The organism is Mesorhizobium sp. PUT5 (assembly GCF_052216645.1).
GTDB lineage: Bacteria > Pseudomonadota > Alphaproteobacteria > Rhizobiales > Rhizobiaceae > Mesorhizobium.
In genome coordinates, this window is record NZ_JBQOSO010000003.1 from 2,110,385 (window position 1) to 2,122,316 (window position 11,932).

Annotated in this window: 10 protein-coding genes; 5 read left to right on the top strand and 5 right to left on the bottom strand. The window is 64.8% G+C overall.

Features of this window, described 5'->3' with window-relative positions; translation table 11 throughout:
* Positions 1-103: 103 nt before the first annotated feature.
* Positions 104-2,305, top strand: coding sequence for an RNA degradosome polyphosphate kinase (locus ACTDI4_RS11850; protein ID WP_442841333.1), 2,202 nt, complete (start codon positions 104-106; stop codon positions 2,303-2,305).
* Complete coding sequence (gene ppx / locus ACTDI4_RS11855; protein ID WP_442841334.1) at positions 2,305-3,837, top strand: exopolyphosphatase; 1,533 nt, start codon at positions 2,305-2,307, stop codon at positions 3,835-3,837. The genes ACTDI4_RS11850 and ppx overlap by 1 nt, the downstream gene beginning before the upstream one ends.
* A 67-nt stretch (positions 3,838-3,904) precedes the next feature.
* On the opposite strand, the gene ACTDI4_RS11860 is transcribed toward ppx, so the two are convergent.
* Positions 3,905-4,327 carry a DoxX family protein gene (locus ACTDI4_RS11860; RefSeq protein WP_442841335.1) on the bottom strand — a complete coding sequence of 141 codons (423 nt, stop codon included), beginning with the start codon at positions 4,325-4,327 and terminating at the stop codon, positions 3,905-3,907.
* A gap of 107 nt (positions 4,328-4,434) precedes the next feature.
* Positions 4,435-5,832, bottom strand: coding sequence for a class II fumarate hydratase (gene fumC / locus ACTDI4_RS11865; RefSeq protein WP_442841336.1), 1,398 nt, complete (start codon positions 5,830-5,832; stop codon positions 4,435-4,437).
* 147 nt (positions 5,833-5,979) lie between these two features.
* Between fumC and ACTDI4_RS11870 the strand changes: the two genes are divergently transcribed.
* Positions 5,980-7,119: a metallophosphoesterase gene (locus ACTDI4_RS11870; protein ID WP_442841337.1), complete on the top strand. Its 1,140-nt coding sequence runs from the start codon at positions 5,980-5,982 to the stop codon at positions 7,117-7,119.
* A gap of 72 nt (positions 7,120-7,191) precedes the next feature.
* Here ACTDI4_RS11870 and ACTDI4_RS11875 read toward each other — a convergent pair whose 3' ends face one another.
* From ACTDI4_RS11875 to groES, 3 genes are all read right to left on the bottom strand, one after another.
* Positions 7,192-7,371: a CsbD family protein gene (locus tag ACTDI4_RS11875; protein WP_442841338.1), complete on the bottom strand. Its 180-nt coding sequence runs from the start codon at positions 7,369-7,371 to the stop codon at positions 7,192-7,194.
* Between the two features lie 306 nt (positions 7,372-7,677).
* A complete protein-coding gene (gene groL / locus ACTDI4_RS11880) occupies positions 7,678-9,327 on the bottom strand; it encodes a chaperonin GroEL (RefSeq protein ID WP_442841339.1) in 1,650 nt (549 codons plus the stop codon).
* A gap of 60 nt (positions 9,328-9,387) precedes the next feature.
* Entirely contained in the window at positions 9,388-9,684 is a 297-nt protein-coding gene (groES, locus tag ACTDI4_RS11885) for a co-chaperone GroES (RefSeq protein ID WP_442841340.1), read from the bottom strand.
* A gap of 290 nt (positions 9,685-9,974) precedes the next feature.
* Between groES and ACTDI4_RS11890 the strand changes: the two genes are divergently transcribed.
* Positions 9,975-10,454, top strand: a complete 480-nt coding sequence (locus ACTDI4_RS11890) for a MarR family winged helix-turn-helix transcriptional regulator (protein WP_442841341.1) — start codon at positions 9,975-9,977, stop codon at positions 10,452-10,454.
* Positions 10,451-11,665: an HlyD family secretion protein gene (locus ACTDI4_RS11895; protein WP_442841342.1), complete on the top strand. Its 1,215-nt coding sequence runs from the start codon at positions 10,451-10,453 to the stop codon at positions 11,663-11,665. Before ACTDI4_RS11890 ends, ACTDI4_RS11895 begins: the two co-directional genes overlap by 4 nt.
* The last annotated feature ends 267 nt before the right edge of the window (positions 11,666-11,932 follow it).

The window sequence follows — 11,932 nt, forward strand, 5'->3', positions numbered from 1 at the left end:
TAAGCGGCGCGTTTGCAAGATCGCCGAAATGAAACTGTCGCGAAAGCGTGTCAGAGGGTAAGTTGAGCCGGATAAACGGCGCACGCTGGAGAGAAGCAGCATTATGACCGAACTGAAGCCGGTGCAGGCCGAATTCACCGCCGCCGAAACGGCCGCTGAAGTGAGCGGAAATCCCGATCGCTTCGTCAACCGGGAGTTCTCCTGGCTGCAATTCAACCGGCGCGTGCTGGAGGAGTCGCACAACGCCAACCATCCGCTCTTGGAACGCGTGCGCTTCCTGTCGATCTCTGCGGACAATCTGGACGAGTTCTTCATGGTTCGGGTGGCCGGCCTCGCGGGACAGGTGCGGCAGGGCATAAAGCTCAGGAGCCCGGACGGCCGCACGCCGGAGCAGCAGCTCGAACACCTGCTGCGCGAGGTGCAGCGCTTGCAGGAGGACCAGCAGAAGAGCCTGTCCGACCTTATGGCGCTGCTCGAGCGGGAAGGCATCGCCAGCATCACCGGCCACCAACTCACCAAGGACGAAAGGCCGTGGCTGGAGGAGCATTTCCAGGAGCAGATATTCCCGGTTCTGACGCCGCTTTCGATCGACCCGGCGCATCCGTTCCCGTTCATTCCCAATCTCGGCTTCTCGATCGCCCTGCAACTGCGCCACCGCAAGGACGGCGAGATGATGAGCGCGCTGCTGCGGCTTCCGCCGGCCCTCAAACGCTTCATCCGCCTGCCGGACCGCAAGGACACGGTGCGCTTCATCCCGCTGGAGGAAGTGGTCGGGCTCTATATCGGCAAGCTGTTCCCCGGTTATGAGGTCAAGGGCGCCGGCACCTTCCGCATCATCCGCGACAGCGACATCGAGGTCGAGGAGGAATCGGAGGATCTGGTGCGCCTGTTCGAGACGGCGCTGAAGCGGCGGCGGCGCGGCTCGGTCATCCGTATCGAGTTCGACCGGTCGATGCCCGAGGAGCTGCGTGATTTCGTGGCGGGCGAACTCGGCGTTTCGGGCAATCGCGTCAGCGTGCTGTCGGGGCCGCTGGCGCTCAGCCAGATTTCGGAATTCGTGGCGGTGGCGCGCGACGACCTGAAGTTCACGCCCTACAATCCGCGCTTTCCCGAGCGCATCCGCGAGCATGGCGGCGACTGTTTCGCCGCCATCCGCGAGAAGGACATCGTCGTCCACCACCCTTACGAATCGTTCGACGTGGTGGTGCAGTTCCTGCGCCAGGCGGCGGCCGACCCGGAGGTGGTGGCCATCAAGCAGACGCTCTATCGCACCTCCAACGACAGCCCGATCGTGCGCGCGCTGATCGATGCGGCCGAGGCGGGCAAGTCGGTGACGGCGCTGGTGGAACTGAAGGCCCGCTTCGACGAGGAGGCCAACATACGCTGGGCGCGCGATCTTGAGCGCGCCGGCGTGCAGGTGGTGTTCGGCTTCCTGGAGCTGAAGACGCACGCCAAGATGTCGCTGGTGGTGCGCCGCGAGGACGGGCGGCTGCGCAACTACGTGCATCTGGGCACCGGCAACTACCATCCGATCACCGCGCGCATCTATACGGACCTGTCCTTCTTCACCACCGATCCGCACATCGCCCGCGACGTCTCGCAGGTCTTCAACTTCATCACCGGCTATGCCGAGCCCACCGGCGAAATGCGCATCGCGCTTTCGCCCTACACGCTGAGAAGCCGCATCCTCGGCCATATCGAGGACGAGATCGGGCATGCCCGCAACGGCAGGCCCGCGCGCATCTGGATGAAGATGAATTCCCTGGTCGATCCCACCGTTATCGACGCGCTCTACGATGCAAGCCGCGCCGGCGTCGAGATCGACCTTGTCGTGCGCGGAATCTGCTGTCTGCGCCCCCAGGTGCCGGGGCTTTCGGAAAACATCCGCGTGAAGTCGATCGTCGGCCGGTTCCTCGAACACAGCCGCATCTACTGCTTCGGCAACGGCCATGGCCTGCCTTCGGACGAGGCGATCGTCTACATCAGCTCCGCCGACATGATGCCGCGCAATCTCGATCGCCGTGTCGAGACGATGGTGCCGATCGCCAATCCTACGGTGCACGCCCAGGTGCTGGACCAGATCATGCTGGGCAACATTGTGGACAACCAGCAAAGTTTCGAAGTATTGGCTGACGGCACCTCGCGCCGGATCGTTCCGGACGAGGGAGAAGAACCGTTCAACGCGCAGGAATATTTCATGACGAATCCTAGCCTGTCTGGACGGGGCGATGCACTGAAGTCGCACGCGCCGAAGCGTATCGCGCAGTTCATGCGCCGCAAGAAGCACAGCGCGACGGCCGGTTGATGCCCGCAGGCTCGCAGGGTCGACTTCAGGACCGCCGGCCGCTGTCGATCATCGACATCGGCTCCAACTCGATCCGCGTCGTGGTCTATGAGGGGCTGGCGCGTTCGCCGACCGTCCTGTTCAACGAGAAGATGCTGGCCGGCCTCGGGCGCGGCATCGTCTCCACCGGCAGGCTCGATCCCGAGGCGGTGACGCGGTCGATGGACGAATTCCGCAGGTTCCGCGCCCTGTCGGATCAGGCGGGGGCCGAACAGGTTCACGTGCTTGCGACCGCGGCGGCCCGTGAGGCGGAAAACGGGCAGGATTTCATCCATCGGGCCGAGAAGGTGCTGCAGACGCCGATCCGCGTCCTGTCGGGCCGGCAGGAGGCGTATTATTCCGCGCTCGGCGTCATTTCCTCCTTCCACCCGGCCGACGGTGTCGTCGGCGATCTCGGCGGCGGCAGCCTGGAACTGGTCGAGGTGAATGGAACCTCCGTCGGCGACGGCATCACGTTGCCGCTGGGCGGCCTCCGGCTCCAGGACATGGCGGGAGGCTCGCTCTCTGCCGCTGCCGCGATCGCGCGTCGGGAAGTTGCGCGCGCGCAGGTGCTGGCAAGCGGAAAGGGCAAGCCGTTCTACGCCGTCGGCGGCACCTGGCGAAATCTCGCGCGGCTGCACATGGAGATGACGAACTATCCGCTCGAGGTCATGCACGGCTACGAGATTTCGACGGAAAGCGCCGTCGCCTTCCTCAGGCAGGTGGCCAAGGGAGAGGTGGAAAAGATCAAGGGCATCGAAGGGGTTTCGAAGAATCGCCGTTCGCTGCTGCCCTACGGCGCCATCGTCATGCAGGAGATCATCAGGGCCATGCAGCCCTCGAAGATCCTCGTCTCGGGTTTCGGCGTGCGCGAAGGTTTCCTCTATTCCCTTCTCGATGCGGAGCAGCAGAAGGTCGACCCGCTGATCTCGGCGGCCGAGGAACTGGCGCGGCTGCGCTCCCGCTCTGTCGCGCATGCGCGGGAACTGGTCGAATGGTCCGGCAAGGCGTTCGCCACCTTCGGCATCGAGGAGACGGCGGACGAAGCGCGCTATCGGCAGGCGGCCTGCCTGCTGGCCGACATCGGCTGGCGCGCGCATCCCGAATATCGGGGCACCCAATCGCTCAACATCATCGCGCATGCCTCCTTCATCGGCGTCGACCATCCCGGCCGTGCCTTTCTGGCGCTGACCAACCTGTTCCGGCACGAGGGGGTGTTCAACGAGTCCGTGGCGGAACTACGCGCACTGGCCGGACCGCGCAACCTGGAGCGCGCCCGCATCCTGGCGGCGATGATGCGCGTGGTCTATCTGCTGACGGCAGCCATGCCGGGGGTGATGCCGCGGCTGCGCTGGGAGAGGTTCGGCGGCGACCGGCTGGCGCTGGTCATTCCCTCGGACCTTGCCGGATTATATGGAGAGCGGCCGGCCGGCCGGCTGACACAACTGGCCAAGGTCACCGGCCGCAAGCTGTCCCTGGCGGTGGAGGGCGGGCCGAGCACATCTGCCAAGTAGCGTCCGCGCCAACGAAAAAAGGCGCGAGATCGCGCCTTTCTCCTGAAAATAACCCCGAAACGTCGGGTCAGTCGCCCAGACGGCTGTCGATCGAAAGACGGCCGGCACCCAGAACGGCAAGCAGCAGGAAGCCGCCGGTGATGGCGAGGTTCTTCTGCAGCATCAGTGCGTTGCCTGCCTGCGAAAAGTCCAGATGCGCGACGGCGGTGGCGGCCAGCGTGAAGACGGCCAGCACGATCGCGGCGATGCGGGTCTTGAAGCCGAACAGCACGGCAAGCCCGCCGAGCAGTTCGACTAGACCGACGACGATGGCAGTTACCATCGGCAGGGGCAGGCCGATGCTGCCGAAGAAGCCGGCGGTGCCGGCAAGCGAGGTCAGCTTGCCGAAACCGGCGATGATGAACAGGATCGACAGAAGCACGCGTCCGGCCAGCACGACGACCGGGGCGTTGGTGACGCCGGAACCGGCGGCGGAAGGGATAGTGGACATGTGATCTCTCCAGGAGTTGCGATGCCCACTAAATATACCATCTCCACTGTTCACCAAAGATGCGAATTCGATAACGCATCGTTCACTTAATATTGCATTCTGGCGGTCTATCCCGGATGGGTCATGTCCTCCGGCCGCACCAAGCGGTCGAAGTCGGCCTCGCTGACATAGCCGCCGCCGACGGCCTCCTCGCGCAGCGTCGTGCCGTTCTTGTGGGCGGTCTTGGCGATCTTGGCGGCGTTGTCATAGCCGATGGTCGGCGCGAGCGCGGTCACCAGCATCAGCGAACGGTCGAGCGCGGCCTTGATGTTGTCCTCGCGCGCCTCGATGCCGACCACGCAATTGTCGGTGAAGGAGACCGAGGCGTCGGAAAGCAACTGCACCGACTGGAGAAAATTGTAGGCCATCAGCGGATTGTAGACGTTGAGCTCGAAATGGCCCTGGCTGCCGGCGAAGGTCAGCGCGGCGTTGTTGCCGAACACCTGCACGCAGACCTGCGTGAGCGCCTCGCACTGGGTGGGGTTGACCTTGCCCGGCATGATCGACGAACCGGGCTCGTTCTCCGGCAGCGACAGTTCGCCGAGGCCCGAGCGCGGGCCGGAGCCGAGGAAGCGGATGTCGTTGGCTATCTTGAACAGGGCGGCGGCGGCGGCGTTGATGGCGCCGTGCGAGAACACCATGGAATCGTGCGCGGCCAGCGCCTCGAACTTGTTCGGCGCCGAGGTGAACGGGATTCCGGTGATGGCGGCGATGCGCTCGGCGACCTTTTCGGCGAAGCCGACCGGCGCGTTGAGGCCCGTGCCGACGGCCGTGCCGCCCTGCGCCAGTTCGCACAGGCCCGGCAGCGTCAGTTCGATGCGCTTGATGGAGGATGCTACCTGCGCGGCATAGCCGGAGAATTCCTGGCCGAGCGTGAGAGGCGTGGCGTCCTGCGTGTGGGTGCGGCCGATCTTGACGATATGGTCGAAGGCCTTGGCCTTGGCGTCGAGCGCGGCGTGCAAGTGCTTCAGCGCCGGCAGCAGGTCGTGGACGATGCGCTCGGCGCAGGCGATGTGCATGGCCGTCGGGTAGGTGTCGTTCGACGACTGGCTCATATTGACGTGGTCGTTGGGGTGCACCGGCTTCTTCGAGCCCATGACCCCGCCGAGCAGTTCGATCGCCCGGTTGGAGATCACCTCGTTGGCGTTCATGTTGGACTGCGTGCCCGAACCTGTCTGCCACACCACCAGCGGGAAGTGGTCGTTGAGCCTGCCGTCGATGACCTCCTGCGCGGCTTCGACGACGGCCTTGCCCAGCGCCGGATCGAGCTTGCCGAGGTCCATATTGGTTTCGGCGGCGGCGCGCTTGACGATGCCCAGCGCGCGCACGATAGAGGCCGGCTGCTTTTCCCAGCCGATCTTGAAATTGCCGAGCGAGCGCTGCGCCTGGGCACCCCAGTAGCGGTCGGCGGCAACCTCGATGGGCCCGAACGTATCGGTTTCGATTCTGGTCTTTTCAGCGCTCACGAGCCTGTCTCCGTTCAATATTTCGGCACCGGCCTACCGCGTTGCACAACGGGCTTCAAGCGAAGATTACCCCGGCGGCCGATGCAAATCGTTTCAGGGCGTCGAGCGTGCCGCGGAACTGGACGGACAGGCCGGACCCATGCTGAAATGGCCGCCATGAGCCCTTCTTCCGCAACCGTTCTCCCCCGCCGCAGCGTCCTTGCCGGGCTAGCCGGAATGGCGGCATCGGCCGCGCTGCCGTGGCCGGAGCGAGCCCGGGCGGCCGGCCAGGTGTTGCCCATAGATGCCACCTTCCTGTTCGTCGCGGATGTCCATGCCTGTCGCATGGCCGGCGGCCTCAGCCCCAATTGCCAGAAGGAAGGCAAGACCGACGCCAACCTGCTGCGCAACGTGGCGGCGCTGAACGGCATCGCCGACAAGCAGTGGCCGGCCGCGATAGGCGGCGTGGCAACCGGCTTGCGAGGGGCCGGCAGCCGCATCGGCACGCCGCTCGGCATCATCGTCGGCGGCGACATGACGGACGACGGCGGCGGACAGGTGACGCAGCCGAGCGAAGGCACCCAGCTTCTCCAGTTCAGCCAGCGCTACCAGCAGGGCGTCGGCGACGACAGGGTGCATTTTCCCGTCTATGTGGGGCTCGGCAACCATGACCTCGACCAGAACGGTCCGGCGCCGCATGTCGACTGGTATCGGCGCGAAATGCGCGACTATGTCGAGATCAACCACCGTCCCGGCGTCTTCTTCAAGCCGCCCGTGCCGGCCAACGACTACGACGCCGATTCCGACTGCTATTCCTGGGACTGGGGCGGCCTGCATCTGGTACAGACCCACCGCTTCGCCGGCGACACCGGCCACGGCGCCCCCAGCAGCCTGCCGTGGTTGAAGCGCAATCTGGCCGCCTACGCCGCGGACGGGCGCCCGGTCGTGATCTTCCAGCACTATGGCTGGGACGCTTTCTCGACGGAAAGATGGGACCCGGCAAGATCCACATTCGACGACGAGGGCTCGGGCCAGCCGCACTGGTGGAGCGAGGCGGAGCGGCAGGCGTTGCTGGCGACGCTGCACGGCTACAACGTTGTCGGCATCTTCCACGGCCATCAGCACCAGACGCCGATGATCTACCAGCGTGACGGGTTGGACGTCTTCAAGCCGAAGGCCGCGTTCATGGGCGGTTTCGCGCTGGCGCGCATCACCTCCTCGGCGATGGACGTGGTGCTGGGCGAGGCGGCGGGCGCGCATGGCGACGTCGTCTTCACCGACGCCTTCAGCCGCGCCCTGCCGGCTTGAGAGGAGACAGGCCCGCCATGGAAAAGGGCGGCTCTGCGGCCGCCCCGGACTTTCGGCTGCCCTTCGGCAGGATCAGAAGGAATCCTTGATCTTCTGCTTGGCGTCGCCATAGGTCTTCTGCACCTTGCCGGCAGCCTTGTCGGCCATGCCTTCGGCCTGTGTGCCCTTGTCGCCGGTGGCCTTGCCGATCGCCTCCTTGACGGAGCCCTTGACCTGCTTGGCAACGCCGGAAACCTGATCCTTGTTCACCATTTCGCATCTCCTGGTTAACGTGGCCAAGACAAACGAGGCTGACGCGAAAGGGTTCCGTAAGTTCATGAACCAGATGAAGATTCACGCATAGCGAGCAGAGTTCAATAGAAAAAGCCTCTTACGCAAATCGATGTGCAAAGGGCGTCTGGTGCCCTCGGCTTGCGTCGGATCGCTCCTTCGGCCGCCTGTGAAGCCGGGAAAACGTGGGTGGGCGGCGCATGGTTCCCTTCCGGCTCCGGGGCTGTGGTCCCAAAGAAAAAGGGCGGCTCTGCAGCCGCCCTTCCCAGTTCTTTCGCGACGGATTTCTTAGAAATCCATGCCGCCCATGCCGCCCATGCCGCCGGGCATACCGCCGGGCATGCCGCCGGCAGCTTCCTTCTTCGGCGCTTCGGCAATCATGGCCTCGGTGGTGACCAGCAGGCCGGCAACCGAAGCAGCGTCCTGCAGAGCGGTGCGAACGACCTTGACCGGGTCGACGATGCCCAGCGCGATCAGATCGCCATACTCGTCCTTGGCGGCGTTGTAGCCGTAGGTCGCGCTCTTGTTCTCGAGGATCTTGCCGACGATGATCGAAGCTTCCGCACCGGCGTTGGACGCGATCTGGCGGGCCGGAGCCTGCAGAGCCTTGCGCACGATGTTGATGCCGGCAGCCTGGTCGGCGTTGGCGCCTTCGGACTTGATCGCCTGGGTGGCGCGCAGAAGCGCGACGCCGCCGCCGGGGACGATGCCTTCCTCAACGGCCGCGCGGGTCGCGTTGAGCGCGTCGTCGACGCGGTCCTTCTTCTCCTTCACTTCCACTTCGGTCGAGCCGCCGACGCGGACCACCGCAACGCCGCCGGCGAGCTTGGCCAGACGCTCCTGCAGCTTCTCCTTGTCGTAGTCGGAAGTGGTTTCCTCGATCTGCTGCTTGATCTGGGCAACGCGGCCCTGGATCTCGGCCTTCTTGCCGGCGCCGTCGACGATGGTGGTGTTCTCCTTGGAGATCGACACCTTCTTGGCGCGGCCGAGCATGTTCAGGCCGACATTCTCAAGCTTGATGCCGAGGTCTTCGGAGATGACCTGACCGCCGGTGAGGATGGCGATGTCTTCCAGCATGGCCTTGCGGCGGTCGCCGAAGCCGGGCGCCTTGACGGCAGCGATCTTCAGGCCGCCGCGCAGCTTGTTGACGACCAGCGTGGCCAGAGCCTCGCCTTCGACGTCCTCGGAGATGATGACCAGCGGCTTCGAGGTCTGAACGACGGCCTCGAGGACCGGCAGCATCGCCTGCAGGTTGGAGAGCTTCTTCTCGTGGAGGAGGATGTAGGCGTCTTCCAGCTCGGCAACCATCTTGTCCGGGTTGGTGACGAAGTAGGGCGACAGGTAGCCGCGGTCGAACTGCATGCCTTCGACGACTTCAAGCTCGGTCTCGGCGGTCTTGGCCTCCTCGACGGTGATGACGCCTTCGTTGCCGACCTTCTGCATGGCCTGCGCGATCATCTCGCCGATTTCGCTCTCGCCGTTGGCGGAGATGGTGCCGACCTGGGCGACTTCCTCGGAGGTCTTGATCTTCTTGGCCTTCTTGACGAGGTCGGCCACGACTTCCGAAACGGCCAGATCGATGCCGCGCTTGAGATCCATCGGGTTCATGCCGGCGGCAACGGCCTTGTGGCCTTCCTGAACGATGGCCTGGGCCAGAACGGTCGCGGTGGTGGTGCCGTCACCGGCCTTGTCGTTGGTCTTGGAAGCGACTTCGCGGACCAGCTGGGCGCCCATGTTCTCGAACTTGTCTTCCAGCTCGATTTCCTTGGCGACGGAAACGCCGTCCTTGGTGATGCGCGGGGCGCCGAAGGACTTGTCGATGACGACGTTGCGGCCCTTGGGGCCGAGCGTGACCTTCACCGCGTCGGCGAGGATATTGACGCCGCGCAGCATGCGCTCGCGGGCGTCACGGGAGAATTTTACGTCTTTAGCAGCCATTGTTGAGCTCCTGGGCGCTGTGCCCGAAATTCAGATTGAGGTGCGGGTGGAAGGGCTCGATCAGCCGATGATGCCCATGATGTCGGATTCCTTCATGATCAGAAGGTCTTCGCCATTGAGCTTCACCTCGGTGCCGGACCACTTGCCGAACAGCACGCGATCGCCGGCCTTCACGTCCAGCGGAACCAGCTTGCCGCTTTCGTCGCGGGCGCCGGAGCCGACGGCGATGATCTCGCCTTCCTGCGGCTTTTCCTTGGCCGTGTCGGGGATGATGATCCCGCCGGCAGTCTTCTCTTCCGACTCGACCCGGCGAACGACCACGCGGTCATGAAGCGGGCGGAACTTCGACTTTGCCATTTGATTTCCTCGGTCAAAATGATGAGAAAGGATTCCCTCCGTCCAGCGAGGCTGGACCTCGTTAGCACTCGCCACGGGTGAGTGCTAACGCTGCAGTGAAATAAGCATCCGCCACGACGGAGTCAATAAGCACTTGCCTGGTAAACTCGCCTGCCGCCGGTTTTTCGCCGCTGCCGGCGAGCGGCGGTCGAGTTCCGACGGGAAGCTTGCATGGCAGCCATGCATTTTTGCATGGCAATTGTGCGGCGCGGAAACTTGAATGATGAGCACGCTTATTATATATGCCGCTCATGGTTTCCGACGGTCTTGATAGGCTTGGCTTTCTGCTCCACGACGCCGCGCGGCTGATGCGCCGGCGCTTCGAGGCGCGCGCCAGCGGCTTCGGCCTTTCTGCCGCGCAGTGGCGCTTGCTGGTGCGCGTGGCGAAGGAAGAGGGCGTGGCCCAGGCCCGTCTGGCCGAGCTGCTCGAAATCGAGCCGATCAGCGTTTCGCGCCTGATCGACCGCATGGAGGAGGGCGGCTGGATCGAGCGTCGCGCCGATGCGACGGACCGCCGGGTGCGCACTATCTATCCCACGGCCAAATCGCGTGACGCCTATGCGCATGTGAAGAGCCTGGCCGGCGAAGTTTACGAGGAAGCTCTGGCAGGCCTGTCGGCGGAGGCGCGCCGCGCCCTGGTGGAGGGGCTTTCTCGCGTCATAGACAACCTTTCGGACGGCGAGACACCGTCGTGCGAACAGCCCAAGGTTACGGAAAGCGTAGCGTCATGAATGCGGTATCCAAGATAGACGAGGACGCGGCATTAAAGCTGGAGATGGAAGCCCCGGCGCAGCCGGCGGCGCCCGTGGCTATGCCCGCTGCCGTGCAGGAAACCCCTGCACCCTCACCCAAAAAGAAGAAGCGCCGGACCGGCCGCTTCGCCCTCATGCTGGCGTTGCCGCTGCTTCTGGCGGTGGGCGGCACCTATTTCTGGGTGACCGGTGGCCGCTATGAGGAGACCGACAACGCCAATCTGCGGCAGGCCAAGGTAGCCATCGCCGCCGACACCGCCGGCCGCATCGTCAAGGTGGACGTTTCCGACAACCAGGTGGTGAAGAAGGGCGACGAACTGTTCGTCATCGACCCGGAGCCCTACCGCATTGCCCTGGCGCAGGCTGATGCCTCCCTGGCCGCCGCACGCCTGAACGTTGAGCAATTGCGCGCCGCCTACAATCAGGCGTTGGCCCAGGAAAAATCGGCGCAAAGCGAGGTCGATTTCTCGCAATCCCAATATGGCCGGGCCGCCGATCTGGCGCAGAAGGGCATCAGCGCGACTTCGTCGCTGGACCAGGCCCGCAACGACCTCGACAAGGCCAAGCAGCAGCTTGCGGTGGCCAACCAGGGCATAGAGAGCGCCAAGGCTGCGCTCGGCGGCAATCCGGATATCGTTACCGACCAGCACCCGTCCGTGCTTGCCGCACTCGCCGCGCGCGACAAGGCGGCCTACGACCTGGCCCAGACCACGGTGCGGTCGCCCGGCGACGGCATCATCTACCAGGCGTCCTCCTTCAAGGTCGGCCAGTACGTGACGGTGGGAACGCCCCTGTTCGCCCTGGTCGAGACCGGTGACACCTGGATAGAAGCCAATTTCAAGGAGACGCAGCTCACTCACATGAAGCCCGGCCAGCAGGCCGACGTGGAGCTGGATACCTATCCCGGCAAGACGTTCAAGGCCACCATCCAGGCGGTCGGTGCGGGCACGGGCGCGGAATTTTCGCTGCTGCCGGCACAGAACGCCACTGGCAACTGGGTGAAGGTCACGCAGCGTATCCCGGTCTATCTGAAGCTCGACGACCCGGATTCGGACGTTGCCGTGCGCACCGGCATGAGCGCGGCCGTTACGGTCGACACCGGCGTGGCACGCGGCTTCGGCGCGCTGTTCGGCCATGCTTTCGCGGGCGAGGCCGGCCAGAACACCGGCGCGCCCGCCAGGAACAACTGAAACGGGCAAGGAGCGCTTTTCCGGCGGATGACGCCGGAGATTGAAAGGGGCCGGCCGGCGGGTGTGACGGAACCCGCGTCGAGCATCTCCTGACGATTTCCGACGTTCCGCTTTACGAGTTCCCGGGCGGCGGCCGTCCTGTATCGGGGCGCCGGTCGACAAACCCCCAGTCGATCGGCGCTTCAACGGGTCGCCCGCCGTCCGGGAAGCCAGCAGGGAAGGGCAGGCCCGCCACGGGCAGGCTGCCGCCCTTTGCTCCCACTACCC